The 25002-nt window shown below is 52.4% G+C and carries 22 protein-coding genes and 3 pseudogenes; 16 read left to right on the forward strand and 9 right to left on the reverse strand.

Annotated elements, in window-relative coordinates; genetic code table 11:
• Together B498_RS06875 and ppl are read left to right on the forward strand one after the other, a co-directional pair.
• A pseudogene (locus B498_RS06875) lies at positions 1-645 on the forward strand (hypothetical protein); the annotation flags it as partial.
• Between the two features lie 347 nt (positions 646-992).
• Positions 993-3674, forward strand: a complete 2682-nt coding sequence (gene ppl, locus B498_RS06870; RefSeq protein WP_032622986.1) for an anti-phage protein Ppl — start codon at positions 993-995, stop codon at positions 3672-3674.
• Between the two features lie 207 nt (positions 3675-3881).
• Here the strand turns inward: ppl and B498_RS06865 are convergent, their stop codons facing one another.
• A complete protein-coding gene (locus tag B498_RS06865; RefSeq protein ID WP_008502202.1) occupies positions 3882-5711 on the reverse strand; it encodes a hypothetical protein in 1830 nt (609 codons plus the stop codon).
• 259 nt (positions 5712-5970) lie between these two features.
• On the reverse strand, positions 5971-6957 hold the full coding sequence (locus tag B498_RS23405) for a hypothetical protein (RefSeq protein ID WP_008502203.1): 987 nt from the start codon (positions 6955-6957) through the stop codon (positions 5971-5973).
• A 540-nt stretch (positions 6958-7497) separates the two neighbouring features.
• Here B498_RS23405 and B498_RS06860 point away from each other — a divergent pair.
• From B498_RS06860 to B498_RS06845, 4 genes are read left to right on the forward strand one after another with little or no spacing between them, the layout of a single operon-like run.
• Positions 7498-7800 (forward strand): hypothetical protein, encoded by a 303-nt coding sequence (locus tag B498_RS06860; RefSeq protein WP_008502204.1) that lies wholly within the window; start codon positions 7498-7500, stop codon positions 7798-7800.
• A 49-nt stretch (positions 7801-7849) separates the two neighbouring features.
• The gene (locus B498_RS06855) at positions 7850-8179 is read left to right on the forward strand and encodes a hypothetical protein (protein ID WP_008502205.1); all 330 of its coding nucleotides are present in this window, start codon (positions 7850-7852) and stop codon (positions 8177-8179) included.
• Between the two features lie 48 nt (positions 8180-8227).
• Complete coding sequence (locus tag B498_RS06850; RefSeq protein ID WP_008502206.1) at positions 8228-9046, forward strand: hypothetical protein; 819 nt, start codon at positions 8228-8230, stop codon at positions 9044-9046.
• Positions 9046-9819: a site-specific integrase gene (locus B498_RS06845; RefSeq protein WP_008502207.1), complete on the forward strand. Its 774-nt coding sequence runs from the start codon at positions 9046-9048 to the stop codon at positions 9817-9819. The genes B498_RS06850 and B498_RS06845 overlap by 1 nt, the downstream gene beginning before the upstream one ends.
• A 60-nt stretch (positions 9820-9879) precedes the next feature.
• Here B498_RS06845 and B498_RS22450 read toward each other — a convergent pair whose 3' ends face one another.
• Together B498_RS22450 and B498_RS06840 are read right to left on the reverse strand one after the other, a co-directional pair.
• Complete coding sequence (locus tag B498_RS22450) at positions 9880-10185, reverse strand: hypothetical protein (protein WP_071530977.1); 306 nt, start codon at positions 10183-10185, stop codon at positions 9880-9882.
• Entirely contained in the window at positions 10182-10808 is a 627-nt protein-coding gene (locus B498_RS06840) for a ParA family plasmid-partitioning AAA ATPase (RefSeq protein ID WP_008502208.1), read from the reverse strand. Before B498_RS06840 ends, B498_RS22450 begins: the two co-directional genes overlap by 4 nt.
• A gap of 232 nt (positions 10809-11040) precedes the next feature.
• On the opposite strand from B498_RS06840, the gene B498_RS06835 reads away from it, so the two are divergent.
• Positions 11041-12399 (forward strand): hypothetical protein, encoded by a 1359-nt coding sequence (locus B498_RS06835; RefSeq protein ID WP_008502209.1) that lies wholly within the window; start codon positions 11041-11043, stop codon positions 12397-12399.
• Between the two features lie 299 nt (positions 12400-12698).
• Here the strand turns inward: B498_RS06835 and repE are convergent, their stop codons facing one another.
• The 3 genes and pseudogenes from repE to B498_RS0121550 form a co-directional block, all read right to left on the reverse strand.
• Positions 12699-13454: a replication initiation protein RepE gene (gene repE / locus B498_RS06830; RefSeq protein WP_008502210.1), complete on the reverse strand. Its 756-nt coding sequence runs from the start codon at positions 13452-13454 to the stop codon at positions 12699-12701.
• 443 nt (positions 13455-13897) lie between these two features.
• Positions 13898-15169 carry a Y-family DNA polymerase gene (locus B498_RS06825; protein ID WP_008502211.1) on the reverse strand — a complete coding sequence of 424 codons (1272 nt, stop codon included), beginning with the start codon at positions 15167-15169 and terminating at the stop codon, positions 13898-13900.
• A pseudogene (locus tag B498_RS0121550) lies at positions 15169-15306 on the reverse strand (peptidase); the annotation flags it as partial. The gene B498_RS06825 and the pseudogene B498_RS0121550, both read right to left, overlap by 1 nt.
• A gap of 263 nt (positions 15307-15569) precedes the next feature.
• Between B498_RS0121550 and B498_RS06820 the strand changes: the two are divergent.
• The 9 genes and pseudogenes from B498_RS06820 to B498_RS06780 all read left to right on the forward strand — a co-directional run bounded on the left by B498_RS06820 (position 15570) and on the right by B498_RS06780 (position 23547).
• Positions 15570-16262, forward strand: a complete 693-nt coding sequence (locus tag B498_RS06820) for a DNA methylase (RefSeq protein ID WP_008502212.1) — start codon at positions 15570-15572, stop codon at positions 16260-16262.
• Positions 16259-16480: a hypothetical protein gene (locus tag B498_RS06815; RefSeq protein ID WP_008502213.1), complete on the forward strand. Its 222-nt coding sequence runs from the start codon at positions 16259-16261 to the stop codon at positions 16478-16480. Before B498_RS06820 ends, B498_RS06815 begins: the two co-directional genes overlap by 4 nt.
• A 55-nt stretch (positions 16481-16535) precedes the next feature.
• On the forward strand, positions 16536-16958 hold the full coding sequence (locus tag B498_RS06810) for a DUF1380 family protein (RefSeq protein ID WP_008502214.1): 423 nt from the start codon (positions 16536-16538) through the stop codon (positions 16956-16958).
• Between the two features lie 356 nt (positions 16959-17314).
• Positions 17315-17743 carry an antirestriction protein gene (locus B498_RS06805; protein WP_008502215.1) on the forward strand — a complete coding sequence of 143 codons (429 nt, stop codon included), beginning with the start codon at positions 17315-17317 and terminating at the stop codon, positions 17741-17743.
• Positions 17744-17785: 42 nt separating this feature from the next.
• Positions 17786-18196 (forward strand): DUF1380 family protein, encoded by a 411-nt coding sequence (locus tag B498_RS06800; RefSeq protein ID WP_008502216.1) that lies wholly within the window; start codon positions 17786-17788, stop codon positions 18194-18196.
• 68 nt (positions 18197-18264) lie between these two features.
• Positions 18265-20055 (forward strand): annotated as a pseudogene (locus tag B498_RS06795) (conjugative transfer relaxase/helicase TraI domain-containing protein); the annotation flags it as partial.
• 27 nt (positions 20056-20082) lie between these two features.
• Positions 20083-20871 carry a DsbA family protein gene (locus tag B498_RS06790; protein WP_008502218.1) on the forward strand — a complete coding sequence of 263 codons (789 nt, stop codon included), beginning with the start codon at positions 20083-20085 and terminating at the stop codon, positions 20869-20871.
• A 579-nt stretch (positions 20872-21450) separates the two neighbouring features.
• Positions 21451-22464, forward strand: coding sequence for a plasmid replication initiator RepA (repA, locus tag B498_RS06785; RefSeq protein ID WP_008502219.1), 1014 nt, complete (start codon positions 21451-21453; stop codon positions 22462-22464).
• A 783-nt stretch (positions 22465-23247) separates the two neighbouring features.
• A complete protein-coding gene (locus B498_RS06780) occupies positions 23248-23547 on the forward strand; it encodes a DUF2767 family protein (protein WP_226840878.1) in 300 nt (99 codons plus the stop codon).
• A 21-nt stretch (positions 23548-23568) separates the two neighbouring features.
• Here B498_RS06780 and B498_RS06775 read toward each other — a convergent pair whose 3' ends face one another.
• Together B498_RS06775 and B498_RS06770 are read right to left on the reverse strand one after the other, a co-directional pair.
• On the reverse strand, positions 23569-24336 hold the full coding sequence (locus B498_RS06775) for a TraX family protein (RefSeq protein WP_008502221.1): 768 nt from the start codon (positions 24334-24336) through the stop codon (positions 23569-23571).
• A 333-nt stretch (positions 24337-24669) separates the two neighbouring features.
• Positions 24670-24912, reverse strand: a complete 243-nt coding sequence (locus tag B498_RS06770) for a hypothetical protein (protein ID WP_008502222.1) — start codon at positions 24910-24912, stop codon at positions 24670-24672.
• Between the last annotated feature and the right edge of the window lie 90 nt (positions 24913-25002).

The following is a 25002-nucleotide window of genomic DNA, read 5'->3' on the forward strand; positions in this document are numbered from 1 at the left end:
CTTATTCGCACCTTCCTTAAATACTTCACGTTTACTCAAAATTCAGAATGTGATCGCAACTGGCTGGTGAGATACATTCCTGTTGGTGTTTCCAAAGATTATGTTGCCAGAGATCTTAATCAGAATGTCTACGGAGATTTTCCTTCGGTATCAGAAGTGAAGAGAAATATTCTCCACAGACTGCATTATGAACTGTGGAAATCACAGGCTAAATTAACAATTGAGGTCAATAATCTCGAAACGCTCTTAATGGAAGTCGCGCAACGGTCCGCTGATCAGAATAACTACATTCTGATGATCTATGGTTCCCGCTTCAGCGAAGAACTGAGGGAGCTGGTCTACCAGCCGGCAAGGCATGACGCGTTTAGCATACATGTTGATGTATCGGCCAGAGGTAGCCGCTCTCTGCCCTTCAGGATCAATAACTGTCTTATTTACCTTGTCCTCAATTCCGAACAGAAATTTTCACTTATGGTCAGTGCTGAATCCTTTGGTGAACTCAGGTTGTTCAGGTATCCGGATGGAACCCTTTTTAACACTTTCTACCGCAGCAACGGTGATCCACTTGAAGGTGTGATGAAAACGCTCTGGGAAATGGAGATGGAAATTACCGATACACCAGTGGTGCGGTTTGAACATCGCTGAGCAAAATTAAGGTGACCCCGGATGGGGTCGCTGTTAAATTGCTTTGTTGTTAATAATTAATTTGAATTGCGATATTTACAGCAATAATCCACTCATCACAACAATTCACTCTTTTTTGTGCTTATCCTGCAATAATCTCTCTCTTCCTCTCCTGAGATCCGAAAAGATGTTAAGTCGGATCCTTGGCCAGCGCTGGCTCATAACTATGAAGTAAAGGAGAGTGATTTATACCGGGACTTTGGTTGATGGGACATAATACCCCTGGAACATATGAGTAAAAATGTCATTCTCTGTGTACAAAATCTCTTATAGTTGGGAGACTTCTAAAGCGCCATGGAAAAGGAACAATGATGGTAGGATCTCGCTGGTATAAATTTGATTTTCATAACCATACTCCGGCTTCACATGATTACAGATTGCCTGATATCACTCCCAGAGAATGGCTTCTTGCTTACATGCGGCAGCAGGTCGATTGCGTTGTTATCAGCGATCATAACAGCGGTGCCTGGATCGACATCCTGAAAGATGAGCTGGATAAAATGTTTCAGGATGCGAGTACCGGCGAGCTGCCTGAATTCCGACCACTGACGCTTTTTCCGGGGGTGGAGCTGACATCAACCGGCAATGTCCACATTTTGGCAGTTCTTCACACGCACAGCACCACTGCCGATGTGGAAAGGCTTCTGGCCCAGTGCAATAACAACTGCCCCATTCCACGTAATGCCCAAAATCACCAGCTGGTTCTCCAGCTGGGACCAGCCGGTATCATTAACAATATTCGCCGTAACCCTGAAGCGGTCTGTATTCTTGCCCACATAGATGCGGTTAAAGGCATTCTTCAAAGCCTGACCAATCAGGGAGAATTGACGGCCGCATTTCAGGAAAAACCCCATGCGGTTGAGATCAGAAATCAGGTGGAAAATATTACTGATGGAACCCATCGACGACTTATTGATGGTTTGCCGTGGCTACGGGGCTCAGACGCGCACCATCCTGAACAGGCCGGTGCACGAACCTGCTGGCTAAAAATGTCGTCCCCTGATTTTGACGGGCTCCGACATGCCCTGCTTGATCCGGATAACTGTGTTCTTTTCGATCAGCTCCCTCCCGAGGAACCTGCTTCGCATTTACGTAGTCTGAAGCTCAGAACCCGTTACTGCCAGCCTGCAAATCAGGACGCAGCGTCGGTAGAATTCAGTCCTTTTTATAACGCCGTAATTGGCTCTAGGGGCAGCGGTAAGTCCACGCTCATCGAAAGTATTCGTCTTGCTATGCGTAAGACCGGGGGACTCACTGCGTCCCAGAACCGGAATCTGAGCCAGTTCAGTGAGTCGGGGATGACAGAAGATTCCTTCATCGAATGTGTGTTTCATAAAGAAGGCACCGATTTCAGGCTCAGCTGGCGACCGGGTGGTAACCATGAATTACACATCTTCAGTGACGGCGAATGGATGCCTGACAACCACTGGTCGGCGGACCGTTTCCCGCTCTCGATCTACAGTCAGAAAATGCTCTACGAGTTGGCTTCGGACACCGGTGCATTCCTGCGCGTCTGTGACGAGAGTCCGATGGTGAATAAACGGGCCTGGAATGAGCGATGGGAAGAGCTGGAGCGAGAATTTCTGAACGAAAAAATCACCCTGCGTGGCCTCCGGGCCAGACAGGTGACAGCTGACTCGCTGCAGGGAGAATTATCTGATGCACAGCGTGCTGTCAGCCAACTGCAGTCAAGCACCTACTATCCCGTTTGCAGCCAGCTGGCTGTGGCCAGGAGTGAGCTTTCTGCTGTGACCTTCCCTCTGGAACTCTACGAGCAGCATATTGCAGCCATTCAGGCTCTGGCAGCAGAACCGCAGCAGATACCCGTCATTCCACCGGCTCCGTCCGACACACTGACGGAATTCATGGCCCGCCTGTCATCTGTACAACAGCATTACGACCAACGACTTAATGTTCTCCTGGCAGAATGTGCTGCTGAGCTCAGCGACATCAGGCAGGAACAGTCTTTTAAGGCTCTGGGTATTGCCGTCAGTGAGCAGGAGGCCGCAGTGGAAGCTGAAGCTGTTGCCCTCAGGGCTCAGGGACTTAATCCCGATGTGCTCAACGAACTGATGACGCGCTGTGAGTCACTGCAAAATGAGCTGAGAAATTACGACGGCCTTGACGGAATGATTACTGCCTCACTGGCGCGGTCTGATCTGTTACTGGCTGATATGCGTGCTCACCGAATGACACTGACACATAACCGGAAAGCGTTTCTGTCTTCCCTGTCTCTTAGCGATCTGGATATCAAGATCCTGCCTCTTTGTGCCCCGCATGAAGAGATCGTGTCTGGTTATCAGGCAGTTACTGGTATCAGTAATTTTGCCGAACGCATCTATGATCACGGTGACGGGAGTGGTTTACTGCATGCATTTGTCAGCCAGCGTCCATTCAGCCCCCAACCTGCTGCAACAGAGCAAAAATACAGGGCGCTGGACGAATTGAAAGCGCTGCACCAGGAAATCCGTCAGGATAACTCCGGGGCAGGGGCCTCGCTTCATGGTACTTTCCGGAATCGCCTCAGAGGTCTGAATGACCAGCAGATGGATGCACTGCAATGCTGGTATCCCGACGACGGCATTCACATCCGGTATCGGACACCCGGAGGACAAATGGAGGATATTTCGTCCGCTTCTCCGGGACAAAAAGGGGCGAGCATGCTTCAGTTCCTTTTATCTTATGGCACTGATCCACTCCTGCTGGACCAACCGGAGGATGACCTGGACTGTCTGATGCTGAGCATGAGCGTAATACCCGCGATTATGTCGAACAAGAAACGCCGGCAGCTTATTATTGTGTCGCATTCTGCCCCTATCGTGGTTAACGGAGATGCAGAATACGTTATCAGTATGCAGCATGATCGTACCGGCCTGTATCCAGGACTTTGCGGCGCGCTTCAGGAAGCCCCGATGAAGGCACTGATATGCAGGCAAATGGAGGGAGGCGAAAAAGCGTTTCGTTCACGATATGAGCGTATTCTGAGCTAAAGAGTGGGTTGCTGCAATGCCTGATGAGCCATTCCAGTAGACCACGGAGATTCTGCAACAGGCCGGAACGTCTTGGTACAGGACGCAAAGATCAGATGAATGGTCTTTGCGCCTTTTCAGAACAGTTGTTCAGGTCGACCGCGCGCTCCGGATGAGGCTGTTAATATCACTTTTTCTTTTACGCCACACCGCCATCAGGGCAGATCATCAGTCATGAGCATTAAGCCACGCAATCAGACGCGCATCGCTGCGGGATATTGTCCCCTCAATCATTTTTTTCTCAATGGCTGCAATCGCTTTCTTTTCAGTGATCTCGTGCAGAGGATTGAGCTCCCTGAATACGGATTCAGCGGTGAACTGACATCGGGTAAATGCTTCCTCAGCGGTACTAACGCTGGGATGTATCACGACAATATTAAACAACGCGCTGATGGTTGCCCTCAGATAATGTTCCAGATTCACCGTCAGTAGGTCAATATGCGGGCTGGTACCCGCATTATGCACAATTGTGTTTCTCAGAAGATAAAGCCGGTGTAGATGTCGGGTGACTTTCTCGGCATGTTGCTCCAGTTTATGTGCCATTTTTTCGGGTGACGCGCAGATCCCGGCAAGCTTACGCACCCGGTACATTACATACGGATACCGCCGCAAATCTTCCTGCAGCTCACGGGCACGGTCAGCATCTTTAAGGAGAGAATATAGTTGACCAAGCGGAAGTAACGCTATGTCTGGTACGCGTAAGGGATGTCCGGGCTCCCGTTGAATGAAGCTGAGTACTTGTCGGAGTGAAAACAGCTGTTTGACGATATAATCCAGTACCATACATGGAACCACTACGCTGATGACATGCTGTTCATGTGAAGGCGTGCCGGATGCAACGCCTAATGTTAATGATTCAAGAGCAGACCAGTAAGCGGTGAATCGACTTTCCTGTACTTGGCTTTCAATTCCGTTTCGGAAAAAACGAAAGGCAGAACTGATTTTTTTTCGGGAAACGACAGGTGTATCCGTAAACAGTCGATCCATCGCAACCATAAAGCGTGCAAATTCCTCGTCTGTTAAACGGTCCGCATTTGCCTCGATTTCATTATCGAATCGCGGCACTTCGATTTCTCCGTCGTCCCTGATAATCGTGAACTGTTTCTGGACCGTGATTTCCCCTTTCCCCGCCATATAGGCAATCACATCCAGGGATTCACGCAGCATCTGACCGGCCATGTTACGGGCCGATGCATCAGACATTGAACAGACTGGAATGTCGACAGAGAGGGTAAAGCGTGATCGGGATTCAGTCAGTGGCCGGAATACGCATCCATTGAACTGCAGCGTGGGTCCCTGCGTGTTAAGTAGATTATGCAGTTTCTCACTGGTAATAAACATTCGGACCGTCACTTTTCTGGTAGGGGTCACCAGTTTCTGCCGGAACGAATGAAAGGCATCACGAAATGCGTCTGGTTCAGCATTCATATTGCGGAAGATATTGTTGTACAACAGATAACATTCTGTCAGTGTCATTCCCCGGGTGAGAAGAACACTCATGATCCCGTTCGTCAGCGCGTAAATATTCTGAGCATTTCGTTCTTCAAAGGCCTGTTCCGTAAACAATTCCTGCTCAAGCATCTCAAGCGCCTCCGTTACATAACTGGCCTCGGTGACTTCAGCCAGTTGCACACAAAGGCTGCTGATGAGGCGTGGACGTCTTTCCACGGTACTTCGTGTGGGATCGGGGAGGATATCCCTGTCCAGAAGTCTCATCAGCTGATCGGGTATGCCACCAAAGGCCTCTCTCTTGAGAACCTGATCATTTTCAAGTAATTCAAGTAATTCAGTTGCAACCCTGAGTCTTTTTTTATCAGCACTGAAACGATCTTCCATTCCGTAAAGAAACAGCAGTTCCCGGATGGTACTGAGGGTGTTGCTGTACCCGACACGATCCGTGTCCGGGCTGTATTTATGGCAGAAATTAGCCCAGCACTCTGTAAAATAGAGCTGACGCTCAGTGAGTGCATCCCTGCTAAGACGTCGGTCGATGCGCATAGGTCTGGAAATCTCTTGTTCTGTGAGTTATGATTCATTCATACCATATTTAAATCATCTGCCGCCATGCGGGGGATGTTACCGAAAAAACCGGCTCTCCCTTCCGTCAGTGGTTTAATCCCGGGGAGGCTCAGAGCCTCATATTCAGAAAGCCACCCCCAGAGGGTGGCTTTTTTCATTTGGTCGACCATCAGCAGGAATATGCCGCCCGGGACCTTTCACTAGCGAAGATAATCCGCCGCTGTGGCCTTCCCCGGGGTCACCGATGATGAACCGGAATTGTAGCGGCATACGGGCGCAGACTGTCATCCACTGTGCTGACAAGCAGACTCGCCACTTCGCTAAGGGTTTCCGCAGGGCCGGTACGTTCGTCCGCCAGGGTATAGCAATGCAGTGAACTGCTTTCATCGTGAAAACGGAAACCCAAACCGAGCGTATTAAAGTGGCCCACCTTCGGTACCCCGTAGCCTGGATCAGGCGTCAGTATATGGCCATTGAGTCCCGGAATCTGGAAAAAATCGAACACACCAGTCGGCAGTGTCCGCGTGTTCTCGGCGCGCAGCGTCAGAAGCACCTGGCTCAGTCCCTGCTGCCCGCTCTCATCTTGAAACACGGATACCCGGCTGTACAGACCCACGGCATGCGCTTCACTGAGCCCATCCGCAGGCTCATAACCCATCACACCGCGAAGCTGGTTAATCTGAGAGTAGTAATCCTGGCGGCGATACCAGGTACCCCAGAAGCGCGCAATGCTGGCCCAGAAGGCTTCAATCGTCGGCTCATCGCGACTGGCGACCTCACAGAACAGGGCAAAATAGAGCGCCGTTCCCCCGTAGAACTGCTGCTCTCTCGCCATCACCTGGCTGGTTCGCATCCGGAGGTACTGCGCATTACGAAGCAAAATACGTGTCAGATCATCTTCCGTGTGGATACCAAGCAGATCGCGGTAGGCCGCCTCAAACTGCGGTGCCGGAGGAGCACAGTTCCAGGCTGGCAGGAGATGACTGGCGTTATACTGGGCAATATCCTGATCCAGGGACGCGACAAGCGGGCTCTTGAGACAGAAGACGTGGATGATACTGCCCATGCTGGCATTGACCATCTCACGCAGCAGTGCAGACTGGTTAATATCACGCGCCTTTGCCACTTCTTTCAGTGCGAGGCCCTGGTCGGTCGGAATGCCCTTGAGCGAGACTGACACGGTCCCCTGGGATGCATTTTGCTCAGATGAAGTCTGACTATCCATAATGAACACCTCTTTGACGTTTTAAGCTAAAACAGAAATAATACTCCCATTTGGTAATTTACACCCAAACTGGAGGTGATAATACTATTTCATTTATGTATTACTTTTTCAAGAATTTTATTACCTTTTCGCCTTCTCATCATTCCGGATCCGATTTCTGGTGGTTCCGGATCTTCCGGAACAGCCCCGGCGCGCAGCGGCCTAAAAACACAATATGTGCTACGCCATAGGCTGATTTTTCTTCTATATATAGTGTTTACCCCCTTCCCTGCGACCCTTCGTGCAGGGGCAGATATTGCCGCTTTGTTTATTCCCTCACCGTGTTACACTTCCGGAAAGTTGTTATATGACGGAAAGTCGGATCTGCCGGAAACGGGTATCCGGTAATTTAATGGCGTGGTTATATGGCTGCTTATTATCTTTCTGGTGATATTCATGGCAGGAAAAATAAGCAGGGGAATATTCAGGTGGGTGACTGATGCAGTCCTGTGCGCAGTCAGTTGTGCTGCACATAATAATTACTCTGAGTGACTATTGCGTATGAATACATCATCACATGAAAGCGAGCGCGTCCCGGTTTCACTTGAAACCGTCTGGCGGGCGCTGACCGCCCTCGGTCATCAGCGGCTCTGGCTCCGCCCTCCGGATGAGCGGAGCGTGAACACTTGGCTGATCGTCACCTGGGACGGCCTGACGGTGGCTGAGCGAATCAGAAATTCCGGAACGTGGTGGCTGGCCGGGGATGCGAATGCCATCTACACCAATCCGGAACGGATCGTCCCGGACGGGCTGGAAGAGCTCACCTTGCTCTCTGTGCAGCGGCGAATGAAGGACGGATTCTGAGAACGTCATGAGATAACTGGTGGCGGGATTTCTCAGTAGAGGAAGGGTTATGTGTGATTTATGCAGGGCGGACGGAAATTACTTTCACTCGGCTGAATGCGTATATGACCAGCTGGTCAGTGAGTACCCCGTTATGTGGCTGCGGGACTCGACCCGGATTGGCGCCTGCTACACGCTCCGTGAGCTGCTGTCGCCGGAAGGGATGGTGCTGGCCATACAGAACGCGCCTCCCGTGACGGGATGGCGGCTGCGTATGTGGTATAACGAGGCCACAGATGAAGAGATCGACCCGCTGCGCGGGGACTGTACCGAGCTGCCCTCCAGGACGTACGCCCTGTTGGCCTTTGAGCCGTTCCGTGAAGGCGCTACGTCAGTATGACCGACGGGATTTTTCATTTACAGAACCATACAGAAGGGTACTGGCATTATGGGAAGCATGAAAGACCAGATGATGGATATTGAATCTGAACGATTTGATAAATGGCTTGCGGAAAATTCTCCGGATGTTGTACCCGGCTCAGAAGAATGGGAACAGGCCGCTAACCTTTATTACTGGGAACAGGAGTATCTCGCCGATCAGGCTCAGTGGGATCATGAACACGGGCTGTTTGTGGCTTCCCTGAACAATGTTCATCAGCGTTACCTTCACGCCAGGCAGGAGTTGAAGGGGCTGTATACCCTGCTCGATACAGAGCAGCCTGAACTGGTGTACAGGATGTCTTTCGTCCATGCCGTGACGGTCATGGAGGCGTACCTGATGTACTGCGCCAGGGCTCTGCTGGAAGAGGATTTTCCGCTTACACGGTTCAGGGATGAGTTTTATATGAAGTCCGATAAAATCAAAAATCCGGTAAAACATGCTGCCCGTGAAATGGCTCTTTCTATGTTCCGGCCTGCGGCGCAGAATTTTGTTTCCCGGATGACGTTTCATAACGTAAAAACCATTGAGCGCTATTTCGGGACTGTGCTTCATATACCGCCCGTCTGGCCAACTGAGCCGCTGGGTATCATCGCAGACTGGCGAAACGATCTGGTACACCGCAACGGTGTGGATGTGCATGATGTGCAACGAGTGATATCAGCGCCGCAGCTGCAAAGCGCCCTGCAGAAAGTGTCGGATCTGATAGAGGCTGCAGATCATTCCCTGCGTCTGGAAGTGGACTATTTTGGTAACTCGCGTACCGAAGAAAACCGGGAAATCATTGCGGAAGCACTGCGCATATCCCCGGGCGGAGAATCATCCTGATGACCGGACTCGTTACCCTGGGAGGGTATTCGACCACAGGGGCTCAGTTACCTGTTTCTATCGACTATCCGGCGGCGCTGGCCCTGCGTCAGATGGCTCTGGTTCAGGACGAACTGCCGAAATACCTGCTGGCCCCGGAAGTGAGTGCCCTGCTCCACTATGTGCCCGACCTTCACCGCAAGATGCTTCTTGCTACCCTGTGGAACACCGGCGCCCGTATTAACGAAGCACTGGCCCTGACCCGGAGTGATTTTTCCCTGGCACCGCCCTATCCGTTCGTGCAGCTGGCCACACTCAAACAAAGGGCTGAAAAAGCCGCCAGAACGGCTGGCCGTGCGCCCGTCGGCAGTCAGACTCACCGGCTGGTACCGCTTTCTGATGCGAATTATGTCGGTCAACTGGAGATGATGGTGGCCACGCTGAAAATTCCTCTTGAACGACGTAATAAGCGAAGCGGCAGAACCGAGAAGGCACGCATCTGGGAGATCACCGACCGGACGGTCCGCACCTGGCTCAGCGAAGCAGTTGAAGCCGCAGCGGCCGACGGGGTGACGTTCTCCGTGCCGGTGACCCCGCACACGTTCCGTCATTCCTACGCGATGCACATGCTGTATGCCGGTATACCACTGAAGGTGCTGCAGAGTTTGATGGGGCATAAGAGCATCAGTTCGACTGAGGTGTATACGAAGGTGTTTGCGCTCGATGTCGCGGCACGGCACCGGGTGCAGTTCCAGATGCCGGGCGATGAGGCGGTAGCGTTGCTAAAAAAATAGATGATTAAGATAGCAAGATAGTAATTTATTATCTTGCTATCTTATTAAGTTATTAAATTATTATTTTAATCTAGATTTTTCAATGAGTTGAGATATTTCTTCTCGCGATAAATTTTCTAACGCCATCACTGCAGCTCTAACTACATCTGATCTATTGACTCTCCTGTTCCCTGATAACATCTCTTCCCTTATGACATTATCAATTGAGCTAAGATTCTCTTCAGCAAGAGAGATGCTGACTGGTTTTGCTTTACTAGTCGCAGGTTTATTACTTGGTTCGTCAAGATTTTTTGCAGTAAGGCCAGCTGAACCTCCATTTATAAACGAAGCTTCATCCTTTGGCGGCGTATGTGCTCTATTTCTCACAGAATGATCTCCTTAACCAGAGCTTCAATTTCTTCTTGGGCTTTGATGTTCTGTGTTTCAAAAATAGTCATTGATTCGGCCCAGGCATCCCTGTGAGCTTTTCTGTCACATACGCGAGCATTAGACAGATTCATTTCCGGAAAGTCTTTGAGAACATCCGCCGCCTGATTAGCTTCATTAACGAACATGTTAGTTGGTGTCATATTCAACACTAAATACCCACGTACAGACTCGTTGAAATCTTTAGCAGCAGTAAAAACAGAGCATGTATGAGGTACAACATCCAAATCCATTTGGGACGGTCGTAAAGGGGAAATAAACACATCTGCAGCCATTAATCCACTTCGCATCTCTGCACTGTCACGGCCAGCACAATCGGCGATTACAAAGTCATAAGATTTTTCATGCTCTTTAAGCATGGCTTTGATGTTGCCGGACGCTCCAGTCACAGGCATATGAGGCAAGTTCTCTGGTCGATTGTTATACCAGGTCAGCACTGATTTTTGATCGTCGGCATCTACAATGAGAACTCGCTTTCCTAATGCCATAAGATATGCAGCGATGGAAACTGCGAGCGTACTTTTACCTACTCCACCTTTTTGACTACCAAGAACAATGATCATATTCCGCACACCTTGTTTGTTATCTTATTAAGATAATAGGATAGCAAACATTAATTTTCAATATGCGCTGGAGTTGATATTTTGTTATCATGCTAACTTAATATGTTAACAACTACATTAAATTCAATTGATTAGAATGTAACACTACCATCTTGCGATATTAATAAGATATTACGATAACAAGATGCTATCTTGTTATCGTAATCGCACTTTTGAGTGAAGGAGTAAAGCAATGGACCTGGTGTGGAAAAAAAATCCAAGGGGAAGGCTTGAAAGGAAACTGAATCTGGCAGAGAGAGAGGCATTGCTGCATGTGTTCAGCAACGGTCGAAAACCCGCTCAGGCTGATTTACGTATAGCAAATTCTGTGCTTGAAGAAATGGACCGCCGTAAGTTGTGGTTAAAATGCGATTGCGTCGAACATGACCCGAACATTGAAGGTCCTTTTAACTGCGAGGTTAACGTTGCCAGGTTACGCCACGTCAAGACGACAAGACAGCATGATGAACAGTGCCCTTTGTTCAGGCTAAAGAAAAGTAAGGACGCTGATAACACTATCACTGAAGGAAAAACCAGCCCACTAAATCCGGTTGGCGGTAATGACTGGCTACCTGACAAGAAGAAAGACACCAAAATCACCGCTGTGGAAGGGCCGGTAGTGCCCCGTAAGCGTCGACGCAAAACTCTTAAACCCATTCCGGCTCTAGGCCGAAAATTGCTGACTCTCATTCAGGCAGCTGGCCTGAACCAACTTGAACTAGTACCTGAATATAAAAGTCCGGGGTTAGTCGGTTCGGTCAAAAGAATAAAAGAAGTTCTGGATGAACATACAATGGGCAATGGAACACAGCTTAATATGCTGTTCAGTTGCGCGCCCTGGCTGTCCCTCGAACGGATTAACGACATGCTGACTCAGCTGGAAGTCTCACTGCAGACTGATAGCAGTGATAAGGAGTCATGCGTGTATATCATTGGTATTGCGACCGATGCCAGTCGGGAAGAAGTAACCTTTAGCGTTCGGAGTAATACTTTTATCCATAGGCCTGAAGCCCGAGTCAGTATCAATGGCGAAAGCACCTACAACACTGGCAGTCGGGCCCCATACTGGGCAATTCTGGAATACCGCAGAGGTAGGGATGGCAAGGTTTACTGCCATGAGGGCTATGCGCATGCTGCGTATACGCTTGATAATCCTGTGCCTGTGGATAGCAACAAAGAACGCGACACACTGAAGGTAATAATAAACGCCAGCAGCTATGCTGGCCGTCAGGAAAATCATCCGGATGCTATCAGCCTCAGCAAGCCACTTTTCACGTCTAAAAGCACTAAAAATGGGGTGGAGGAGGTCATTCATCCTGACTTCATACTGAATGTAGTTCCGAGCAAAGAAAACATCGTTACCACTTTGATCATCGAAACAATGGGCTCTGAATCCGAGGAGTATGTCGAGCGTAAACTGCAAACACATAGCTGGATGGAGCAGGAAGGTGTGCTCTTAACTGATCCTCCGGGTTGGCCAGAACCTTCAGACAGGACATTTAACAGCTTCCTGCTCAAACACATTTTTAGTGCAGGGAAAATGCACAATTAGTTCAGGCAGCGGTTTTGAATTCAAATAGTGACAATGCACCCTCAGCCAGAAGTGGAAAGGACGCACTTAAGTGTGACAAACGACACTCAGGGCTGAGGGGATATGTGACAAGCTGCACTGAACTAAATGTGACAAATTGCCCTCATTAAGTGTATTTAAAGCACAAAATCGGAACCATGTAGTTCCAGAAAACCAGTCAGGGCAAAGGAAGACAAACTATTCTGTGACAAATCACCCTGAGAGCTTTAACTCTAGTGTGACAAACCACCCTGCTAATTGTGACAAATCACCCTCAAAACTCACTCAGGTGTAATCGACATTATGTCGCTGAAAGAAAAGACTATATGAGTCGTCTGGCGTCCTTTCTTTTTCTCTATATAAGACAGGCGCATTGGCGTTCTGCTGTTAATCTCATCGACACTCGCCTGCAGGAACCTACGGCGAAAGTCCGGCATACGCTGATAACTTTGCGGAAGCTGATAGCGCTCCATGATCCAGTCTATTTTCAGGGATACCACGCCAGAGCCATCCGGCTTACGGTACTGGCATAATGACTCGTACAGGCGCATGGCATAGGGATTGGTGATCTCTTTCGTTTCACTTAGTCGGAACTGTGTGAAACGGTTCTGAAGGCCAATAAAGAAAGGAATGAGGTACGGGTTAATATGAACGCTGTAGAGCCCTCTGGAGGGACTATGGGCACGTTTGATGAACCAGGGAAAGGACTCATAACCTTTTTCTTCCCCGGCATCCTCTTCAGGCCGATAAAAGACCACTTCTTTACCCGCGAATCCCTTGAGAGCCTGACGGATATCTTTGCTTGCCTCGGCGGAGGTCAACCCGAAGGTTTCCGCATATTTGGCGACCTGAATTTCACAGATCCCATCATGCTCCTGCAGCGTACCGTCAGATTTTCTGATCTGGTCCACAAAGAGATATAGCATACGCTTTTGATCGCGGGACAGACTGTATGCCGCCTCAGTAAGTTCGTTTGACTGAACAATACGCGGGCTATTCTTACGTTTTTTATGGTTGATAACCGCAACTTCCGTCATGACAGATCCGTGTAAAGTGTGACAGATTTTAAGATTGTCACACTAAATGAAAAAGAGTCAACAGGTAGGGATAACTTTGTGAAATACTGCAGCTTTTGAGGGCAATTTGTCACAGGGTAAAGGGCAATCTGTCACAGATAAACCGGGGTTTTGAGGGTGATTTGTCACACTGAAAGGGCAAATTGTCACAAAGATCCTTCTCAAACCCGCATGAATAAAGGGCTGAGAGACGTTCTAAAAAGGTAAACCTAACAACATATTAAAAAGATCTTATAAAAATATGTCCGTGGATAAGTGGATAAACCTGAAGGAGCTAACCATTAGACTCCGAGCGTAAGCAGAATTTATCCGTGCAGTTCCCTGGTGCTTCCTCGCTCACTCGCGGGCTTCGCCCTGTCGTTCGGCTGCGGCGAGCACTACTGGCTCTCTCTGAAAAGCGAAATTTAACCGATCCTCGCTATGGGGATATCTTTCCAGCGTGTGGTATACGCAGGGGAGAGCATATCGCGTTTCATCTGCCATGCAGGCGCAATCCCTCGTCCTGCAAACCAGACCTGTCCCAGCCCGGAATGATTAATGCCATCGAGAACCTTCATCAGCTCAGCGCTGTGAGGACGGGGAGGACGTTCGTCGAACAGTTGCAGCTGCGAAACGCCGGAGCCGGTGAAGTCATTCAGCATCACACCGGCTTTAGCATACCGGTGCCCATCCTTCCAGATACGCTCCAGAGCCGTTGTGGCGGCCGCAATGATGTCCCGGGTGTCCTGAGTGGGGGTAAGCAGTTTCTCCGTGGCCACGTTGCCGTAGTAAGGCTCTTTAACGGCGAACGGAGACGTTTTGATAAATACGGAAATATGCCGGCAGTACTGGCGCTCTTTACGCAGCTTTTCTGAGGCCCGTTCTGCGTACTGACAGACAGCCTGGCGCAGCGAATCGTACTCCGTGATTTTCTCTCCAAAACTGCGGCTGCAGACAATCTGCTGTTTCACTGGCGGGGCTTCCTCAAGTGACATACAGCTTTCCCCGTTCAGCTCCCGGACCGTTCGCTCAAGGACCACGGAGAAATTTTTGCGGATAAAGGCCGGGTTCGTCAGGGCAAGATCGAGCGCGGTCCTGATGCCCAGTACATTGAGCTTGCGTGCAATGCGGTTTCCCACGCCCCAGATCTCTTCGACCGGCTGCAGTGAAAGCAGTTTCCGCGTTCGCTGAGGATTCCCCCGGGTCAGGGCGAGCACGCCGCGAAACTGTTTCCACTCCTTTGAGGCCCACTGGGCTGATTTCGCCAGCGTTTTCGTTGGTCCGGCGCCCACACCGATGGTCAGACGGGTACAGTCATACACGTGCTGGCGCAGCTGCCGGCCGAAATCCTCAAGATCCATGCAGTGCTCCACGCCTGTCAGGTCAAGGAACATCTCGTCGATCGAATACTGTTCCACCCTGGGGGCCAGCTCCTCCAGGCAGTTCATCACGCGCGCCGACATCGAGGCGTAAAGCTCATAATTGCTTGAAAAACAGTATATTTGTTCCGGGTAAAGCTCGTTCTTTATCTGGAACCACGGGGTGCCCATTTTGATCCAGGGCTTCGCCTCGGCGCTGCGTGCGATCACATTTCCGTCGTTGTTGCTCAGGACGACGATCGGCTTTCCTTTCAAATCCGGGCGGAAAACGCGTTCGCAGCTGGCATAAAAGCTGTTCACATCGGCCAGGGCAAACATCAGTACATCTCCCTCGGGCGGTGGATGATGTGCGTGACGACGCCAAAGATATCCAGATCGTCCGGGTCGGGATAAATCGGCGACCAGGCGGCGTTCATTGGCTGCAGCGTCAGTCGTGGCGTCAGCAGAAGCCGTTTACCGAAGGATGTCGGTTCCCTCCGCCTTATTGCCGCCAGCCGGCGGCGTGTTCAACGCCGTGCCTTCACGCTAACCCGGCCGCTGCGGTCGCAAGGGTTCACGTTGTCTCCGTCCTCACCCGTTCGCACCTTTCACGGTGCATTCAGCCCGTGAAAGGCTTGCGCTGCGGCTTGCGGCGTCGCCCCTGCGCCCTCCGCTTTTCGCCGGGTTTTTGTGGCGGCACGGCGCAAGAGGGTGCCGCATATCAGAGAGGAGTGTGTCTATGTCCCGTTTTATTCTGGGTGACTGCGTGCAGGTGATGTCCCGTTTTCCGGCGCGTGCCGTCGATTTTATTCTTACCGACCCACCGTACCTGGTTGGCTATAAGGACCGTACCGGCCGCACCCTGGCCGGGGACAACTCTTCCGAATGGCTCCAGCCCGCCTGTCATGAAATGTACCGCGTGCTGAAAAATGACAGCCTCATGGTGAGTTTCTATGCCTGGAACCGCGCGGATCTGTTTCTGAATGCGTGGAAAACGGCCGGTTTCAGGGTGGTTGGCCATATCGTCTTTGCCAAGAGCTACGCCTCAAAATCGACGTTCGTGGGTTACACCCATGAGAGTGCCTACCTGCTGGCAAAGGGAAGGCCGCAAACCCCGGACCGTCCCATCCCGGACGTGATCCCCTGGAAATACACGGGCAACCGACACCATCCGACGGAGAAGCCGGTGCAGAGCCTGCGGCCGCTGATTGAATCGCTCACGCGTCCGGGGGCTATTGTCCTTGACCCGTTCGCCGGAAGCGGCTCCACCTGCGTGGCCGCCGCCGAAGCCAGCCGCCGCTATATCGGGATCGAGATGCTTGAGCAGTACCACGCCGCCGGCGTTCGACGTCTGGCACAGGTTGAACGGGCAAGAAGGATGCCGGCGGCCAATGACGGCGCGTTTTACCCCGACTATCCGGAGGCGGCATGAACTACCCGGGCCTTGAAAACCTGCGCGCGGACGTGGCCGCGCTCAGCAATGCCATGTGTGACGTGCGGATGCTGCTGAACCGCCTCGAATCGCAGCACCGGCACGACGCGGCAACGCTTACCGAACGTATGGCTGCGCAGACTCTGCGCCGGATCAACACCCTGCTTCTTGAAGCCTACCGCGAAGCCCTGGTGCTGGACGAAACCTTTCAGGACTGACTGACCCTGCCGGGCTGATGCCCGGTCTGTAACCCCTTACAAGAGAGAACAAACGATGTACGGAACCCGCGAAGAACTTTGTGTACAGCTTGAAAACATGTTCACGTCTGACGAACCCCTGGTCCTGCTGGTCTGGACGGAAGAGGGGATTAGCGTGGCCTGCCGTGAAGCCCAGCCAGAACCGGACGGGACTGAAATCCGGAATCTGATGAAGGCGATCGGCGAAATGAAAATGACGCAATACCGCCAGGAGGGGGTAAATAATCTGACTGTCAGCGATCTCCTGGCCCGTCAGCGGGAAGTGGCAAACCGTCAGGTGAGTGTTCCGGCGGTACTCCTGTCCCGCGTCCTGCGTAACTATGAATGCGAGCTGGAAAACCGGATCGGTATGGCCTGGGAAGCCGGGCGGCAGGAGCCTGAATCCGTCAGGAATGAGCTGAAGGACGTTCACGCATTACAGGAGACGCTGGCCGCGTAAGGGAGAGAGCCGGGGTAACGCCCCGGCAACCGGTGGCCATCCACTGCGAAAAGGATGTCAGTGCCTTCCGCTTTTATCCGCCGCTGCCCTCCGGGCCACGTCGGGACAATGAAACTCCCCTGAAGCTCCGTGCGGTGACGGCATGCGCCGTGACTTCACTGTAGCCCGGCCGCATCGGCCACAAGGGTTCGCTTACGCCTCCGTCCTCACCCGTTCGCACCCTTCACGGTGCATTCAGCCCGTGAAGGCTTTGCGCTGCGGCTTGCGGCGTCGCCCCTGTGTCCTCCGCTTTTCGCCGGTCTGTCGTGTCGTCACGGCGATGCCGGAACCGAGAATATGTTAACCGTGGAGGATCTATGAACCAGACCGTGACCTGTGATGCTGTTCGTCTTGAGGGTGCGCAGCGCCTGACTTTCCTGCCTGATTTGTTTGGCGGCGATTTTATGACGTCCGAGGCATCCGTGTACGCCTATGCCCAGCGTTACTGCCCTGAGTATCAGGGGGGATTCTGGCAGTTTTACCGGCTGCCGGAAGGTGGCGGATATATGGCGCCTGACGTGGAGAGCCTGACCCTGTGCAATCCGGACAACTGGTTTGAGCAGACTGTCAGCGGGGAAGTGGCGGGGATCATTCTCACGGCGCTGGTACTGAATCACCGGAGCTGGCACCACAGCAACCATGACCATGAAGAGCTGTGCCGCCACTTCTGCCGCCGTTATGAGCAGCTTATGGCATTTGCTGATACCCATCCGGAAAGCGCCACGATCTGGCGTGCCCTTGACTGACTGACCACGGGCGGCGATGCCGCCCGACTAAAGGAGAAAAACATGATTGGTACAGCAAAAGAGATCGCCATCGAAATGCTGCGTGATGACGATAATGACGGCGAGAAATTTGTATTCGCCAGCTGGAGCCGGAACGATATTCGCGGTCTCTGCATTGACTGGGATCTCAGTGATGAAGAGATCGACGTGGTGATGGAAAGACTGGAGGCAGAGCTGTATCCCTCCGGATGTGTCCCTCTCATCTACAACATTGTTGAGATGATGGTGGAAGAAAAACGGAAACACCGTAATGTCACCATTCCGGCTGCGGCGCTTGCGGTGGTGATGCAGCTTGCAGGGAAGGAAATGGAGCGTATCGCTGTATGCGCGGAGGATGGAGGCGGATCAGCGGAAGAAACCCTGAAAGAAGAAAATGACGTCATGTTGAGCCTGCGCGCGGCGCTCGATGCCTGACTGAGAAACCGGAGGCATTGCCTCCGGAAACTGAAAAAAGGAGAACACCATGCAACTGTCACCGGAAAACGGAGACGCCTGTTAGCGACATCGTGGCCGACTGGACGGACCGGACGCCGGAGGCGCGGTCCCGTACCCTCATTATCACCCAGCTGAACGCCGACCGTCGTGCGGTAAATGCCGGCATTCATGCTGTGCTGGCTGCCCGGGGAGAGCTGGGGGAGAAGGCCATTACGGTGCCGGTGCTCGATAAAATCACCCACACCCGTCATGAGTTCAATAAAACCGATGCATGGGAAGCCGGGATGGTGGTTAAACGCGGCGATCGCTACCAAGACGTGCTGGCCGTTGACCGCAACGGCAGTACGGTGACGGTGCGAGATGAGGAAGGCAAAATTGGGCTGTATTCCCCGAAGCAACTCATCACCGGCGACGTGCAACTGTTTCGCCGCAGCGAGAGGGAAGTCCGTGCCGGCGATCTGCTGAAGTTCACGGCGACAGACAAGGAGCAGGGACAGATGGCCAGCCAGCGCTATACGGTAGAGTCGGTCAGCGAAACGGGCAATATTCGTCTGAAGGGGGAAAACGGCCGCATTACCATCAATCCTCAGGCCGTCAGGGCGCAGCAGCATATTGATTACGGCTGGGCCGTCACCGGCTACGGTGCTCAGGGGGCCAGTAGCGATTATGTCATTGCGCTTGAGGGCACGGAAGGCGGGCGTAAGGCACTTGCCTCCCGTCGCGCCTTCTACATCTCGGCCTCGCGCGTGAAAGAGCACGTCCAGATATACACCGACGGGAAGGCGGACTGGGTTAAGGCGGTAAAAACGCCGGAGCGGGATATCAAAACGGCGCACGATGCGCTCGCACCAGAAACGCAGCGTAAACAGGCGAAAGCCATCTGGGCAATGGGACAGCCGGTGAATAAAACGGCCATTGGCCGCGCCTGGGTGCGCCATCAGGGTATGCAGGACGCGTCACTGACGGCAAAAATCATTCCGGCCACCCGGCGCTTTCCCGAACCGGCGCTGGCGCTGCCAGTGTATGACAACAACGGCCGGAGTGCGGGCCTGGCCCTGGTTTCCCTGGTTGCCAGCCCGGAAGGGCGGATGACACAGGGGGAGACCCGGATGGTCATGACAGAACGTGCCCGTGGTGCGGTACTGCAGCGGAGTCAGTCCGGAAACACGATTGTGGCCAGCGACCTGACTGCCGCGCTCGATGCTGTCCGCAACCATCCAAAGGATGGTGTGGTCTGGCAGACCAGCGATGAACCGCCTTCAGCCTACCTTCTGAAAGTCAGTGGTGGAAGTCTCAGGCGCGAGGAGGAAGGACTTGCTCAGCGTATCAACGCCAAAGAGAGTGACATCCTGCTTTCGGCAAAAGCTGAACGTAATGAAACCGCATCAGAAACAGTGGATCTTAAAGCTGCCCTGGCTCAGGAAGAAGCAAGACGCCAGCAACAGGAGCCTCTTATCAGTAAGGCACTGTTACAGGAGAATGCGACAAAAGATGTGGAGGAGAAATTCATGTATACAGATCCGGATGTTATTCACATTCGGCCTGATATGCTCACGGACAGTGATGGTACTGAATCCGTAAAACCTGACAGTCGGGTATTGAAACAAATTGCTGCCAGTGACAGTAACGCCGCCAGTGAGGCAGGAAGGGAACTTCGTGACGAGAGGCTGCCTGAAACTGCCCGTTCAGGCAAAGAACAACATGCAGCATCACTGATTGTTAATCAGCTTGCCAACAGTGAACGGGATATTGTTCGTCAGCCGGACGCCGGCGAACGTGGGCGTATGCCAGAACATGGCGAACACACCCTCACCCGAACCATTCAGAAAGAACGTTAATCCCCCTTTAAAAATGAGAGTTCAGTAATGAAAGCAAACACAATAGCCGCATTAATAGTTACAACATACATTGGCTTTGGTTTTACTGCCCACGCCTCAGCACCTCAGCCGGTATTCAGCCCGGAGCAGGAAGCACGAATCGGCGAAATTGCCGCAGACTACCTGGTGGCACACCCGGAAATCCTGGTCACGGTCAGCAGTAAGCTGCTGGAGCAGCAGCAGACGCGTAAGCAAAATATGTTTGCACTCAGCGTGATGGATAATCAGACCGCTCTGTTGCAGGATCCTGACACCCCGGCCTTCGGCCCGGAAAAGGCGAAAGTGGCAGTCATCGAGTTTTTTGATTACCAGTGCGTGTTCTGCAGTCGCTTCGCGCCGGAGCTGGAAAAAGTCATGAAAGCACAGCCGGACGTCCGCTATGTCTTTAAGGAGTGGCCTATCTTTGGCAACCGCTGGCCAGAATCTCTTCAGGCCGCACAGCAGGGTCTGTCGGTCTGGAAACAAAAAGGAGCACAGGCGTATGTGACCTACCATAACGCCCTTTACGCCACTGGGCACAACGAGGGCGCCCTCACAGAGAGCGATATCAGGGCGGCGGCGTCAAAAGCCGGACTGGCAACGCCAGCGAAGGACGAAAATACCGCATCCCTTGAGAAAAACAGCAGCCTGGCTGAATCGCTGGGCCTCACCGGAACACCCGGGATTATCGTGATGCCGGTCAGTGGTGCCACACCCGACACCATCACGGTTTTCCCGGAAGCCGTTACCGCTGAAAGACTCCAGGCAGCAATCCTGAAAGCCTCACGCGCACAGTGACCCAGGTCCTGTAGATTGTCTCCCGCCAGAGACTGTTTTTCAGGTTCCGCGCGTAAATGCCATCTTCCCGTTCCGTTCTCCTGCGCTTCCTCGATCAGGCCTGCCGGCCTGATGCTGCGGCGAGCGCTGCCGGTTATAGTCCCTTCAGGACAATTAGCACGCAAACAATGAACGCTAATCTGGCCTGACATCTGGAAATATTGCCAGCGAGAAGGTAGTATTCGGATCGTCAGCGATCGTCTTGTGGTGGGACAGATTGTTGATTCAGATTACTTTTGTGACCTAACTCAAACTGACGGTTTGACTGCTTTGTGGTGAGGCAGGCGGGTGGCAGAAGATGGTTTTACGGAAGAAATGCGGACTTCCGGAAACAAACAGGGACAGGACGTGTCCAGTAAAACGTTCAGGAGCAGGTGACGGGATTTCCCGGAGCCTGAATGCACAAACCCCCCGATATCTGCTACGAACTTGGCGGAACGTCAGATATCAGGGGGTCCAAAAGCAGGCGCGTTGCCTGTGAAGGATTATAACGCATGCACCATAGAAAACAACACCCGGCCGCCATAAGAACAGGCCGCCGTGAATGACAAGCAGATTTCTGTTCACTGGTCTGAGCTTCCGGCCGAAGAGTTAATCCGTTTCTGGCAGGACGTCGATGCCGGCACACAGGATAATTTTCTTACTGAGCCGGTCAAAAAGCGGACCCGCCGTAAGCGCGGTGAACACTCCACAAAAGCCAAATGTGAAAACCCGTCCTGGTTCCGTCCTGAGCATTATAAAAAGCTCTCCGGGGAACTGGGGCATGCCTACAACCGTCTCGTGATGTTCGACAAGCGGACCGGCCGCCCCAGACTGCGTGTTCACGTTTCCCGTCATCCCCTTTTTGTCACGGGTCGCCGTAAGGCAGGACGCAGATATGGTTTCCGGCCGGAACGGCGGAGCCTGATCGACTCCCTCTGGCCCCTGCTCATCAGTTTCTGTGATGGCGGCAAGCATACCGTCGGCATATGTATCTCCAGGCTGGCCAGAGAGTTAAGCCCGAAGGACGCTAAAGGAAATGTCATCCCGGAAACGGAGGTGACAGTGTCACGCTTATCCCGCCTGATTGAAGAGCAGGTACGCTTTGGTGTGCTTGGGCTGGCGGAAGAGCGCACCTGGGATCGGGAATCCCGCTCCTGGCTGCCGACCTATGTCTATATCACCCATCTGGGATTCCAGATGCTGGGCGTCAATATGGACAAGCTGTTTAAGGAGCAGGATAAGAAGCTCCGTCAGAGCGCCGAGCGCGAGCAGCTGATCCGGGACGGGGTAATTAACGAACATGATGATGTTCAGCCCCACTCTGCGCGTAAATGCTGGTCTGCCCGTAAGCGCCGTGAAGCACTGATTTACCGTCGTAAAAAAGGCGCTGAGCGTAAACGTGCCAATAATCTGATAAAGCTGCCGGTGGATGAACGTCTTTATGCCATGGAAAAGTGGGTGTTCAAAACCCTTTCTCATGATGAGGCATACTGGTGTACACCTGAACGACTGACACAACTGGCGATTCAGAACCTGTACCAGCTGGACCTGGCACTTTCACCGCCGGAATAGACCGGCGTACCGCACTCACTGACCCTCTTTTCACATGCCCCTGACCGGGGCTTCTGGTGCTGGTTTTTTCCGGAAAATCCGCGCATTTTTTGCCCTTCCCTCCCTGTCCCCCACGGTTTCAGACCCTGTAAAACCGTTCTGATGACTCAGAACGCCGGTCATTTTCTTTTATCCACAGAAATCCGCAAACGAATAAGTCATCTTTTCCGTAAAGGAAAAAAACAGAACCCGCAATTTAATCTAACCCCCCTTTTTTATCGCTCTGTTCATTTCATTCCAGAGTGAATCTTTGTCTTCCGCCACACTGTGGATAATTAAAAAGGCCTTCGCATGCAGCGGCCTCACGGCCACGCGCTCAGAAAAAAATCAAAAGTACCTCCCGTCGCATACGACGGGCCCCGTTCAGGCCAAAACCTGCCCCCCTCTCCTGGCCTGACCCCTGCTAAACCGACGCCGCCCCGGCCCGAAGGGCCGGAACACCCTCGCTTTAAGAGGGATGTTGTAACTAGAATTCTGAATCGCTGTCAGTAAGTCGCTGAGGCTTTTGAGTACACGCCCGTAAGCGGCCCTCACGGCCCGCTAACGCGGAGATACGCCCCGACTACGGCTACGCCTTGTCGTGACCACTCCGACGGCGCAAACCGGCAACCAGAGTGGCTTTCAGGGGATTTGGCTTTGCAGGGAATGGGATGGGCAAGGCAGAAACTATCAATCCGTAACGGCTGAAGCCGGTCACGACGCCCCTCACCGGCTGCGTTCCGCGTGACTTCAGCTGGCGTCTCCATGCCGCTGCACGGCATAATGACCATCCGCCGTAATATTGAACAGATTCGCAGTGGAGAAATCAGGATGGACTATTCAGAAGCGTTCCTGCGCCAGCATGAAGAAATGTGCCAGGTCGTGGGCAGTATCGTTTTTTCGCTCGTGGAGGCCGGACACGACTCCACAAGCAAAAATATCATCACCGTGCTGCGCAATGAGCTGGCCGAAAGTAACGGGAAATGGGAGCCGGACCAGGTCCTTTATCTTCAGCTGGCCATTGATTTACTGGAGCGGGGGCGAGGGGTTCCCGGGGTGCGCTGACGCCCCGAAACTGTGGCTCTCTCACCAGAGGTGCAACAGGAGGAGGAGCACCAGAAGATGGCCGATATAGGCAATGTAGAAGAAATGTCGTGGCATGAAGCGCGGGCAGCCTTCCGGACACAGATGAATGCTCAGGGACAGGGCCATCAGGGGAAATACGAGTGTGGGAAGAGTGGCGAACAACAGCGTGTCTGCCGGCAGACTCAGCAGGTGCGATAATCCGTTCAGGCAACACAGCGCCAGGACGGACACGATAATTCCCGTGAGCTGCACGCCAGGTTTTTGTCCGCCGGTGGTGATTACCATGCCGATGGCCAGCGCAACACCCGTCAGACCGTAACTGGCCGGACTCAGCGGCCAGATCATGATGGCCAGCAGCAGAGCACCGGCAAGACTTCCCTTTCTGCCGAACCGGTACTGCAGGGCGAGCAGCTGCGTGACGCCGGCGAACACGAAGAGAATGTTCAGAGCCCACCACGGCTGATGGCCGGCAAAGACCAGGCTGAAGACGGGCTGGGTGATGATGGCCCATATCCACTGACGGTTTGCTCTCACCTGAAGACGTTCTGGTGCGCGCCGCACGTTCATCGCCCAGATAAGCGTGAACAGGGGGAATGCCATCCGGCCAAGCGCATACATCACCGGCTGAGCTGGGGTCATAAACACCGTATTGATGTGGTCGATCAGCATGGCCAGGAGCGCCAGAAGCTTGACCATATCCAGGGCGGCCGGACTGAGCTGGCCGGGTGTCTGAAGGGGGTGAAGAAGGCCGGGAACGGACTGATTCATTCGGTATACTCTCCTGGCGGCACGCATTCAACAGCCAGCGCTGGACATCATGCCAGAACGCCCTGCCCGTCAGCGATGTCACCGTGACCTTTATTTTTTCCAGAATCTTACGCGCGGCAAACTCTGATTTATCGCGCAGAACGCGCATGGCGCCTGCCACATCCTTATTCTGAATACAAAGACTTAAAATATGAAAATCGTACATACCACCCTCATTACAATAATATTATTATCGGCAGCAGACGCAATATATTCAGATTAAGGTGCGTTGTTCTTTGTTAAATTTTATTTCATAAGTAATTATATGTTATCTGACATTGACCTCCCTGCCTGTCAGTTAACCGGTATTCCGGCCAGTTCACACAGCCAGTCCATATCCCTGTCCAGGTTTTCAGTTGATATGCCGAACTGGGATGCAAGTGCTCTCCAGTGGAGGATAATTCCCCTGAGTATGCCCAGCTCATTTTCGCTGAGCTGGACCCTGCCCTGAATTCCTGTGATGGTTTCTATACTCATTGCTGTGATGTTCATCAGGTCATCATAGGTGATTTTGATTTTGCGCGAGGTGTTTTTCATCTTTATCATCCGTTTCAGAAAGGTCATTGGTATTGGAAAGTATCAGCGTTACTGATTAATAGAAAAACAGACCATCAGTATATCAAAATA

The sequence above is a fragment of the Enterobacter sp. SST3 genome (assembly GCF_000286655.1).
Lineage (GTDB): Bacteria > Pseudomonadota > Gammaproteobacteria > Enterobacterales > Enterobacteriaceae > Enterobacter > Enterobacter roggenkampii.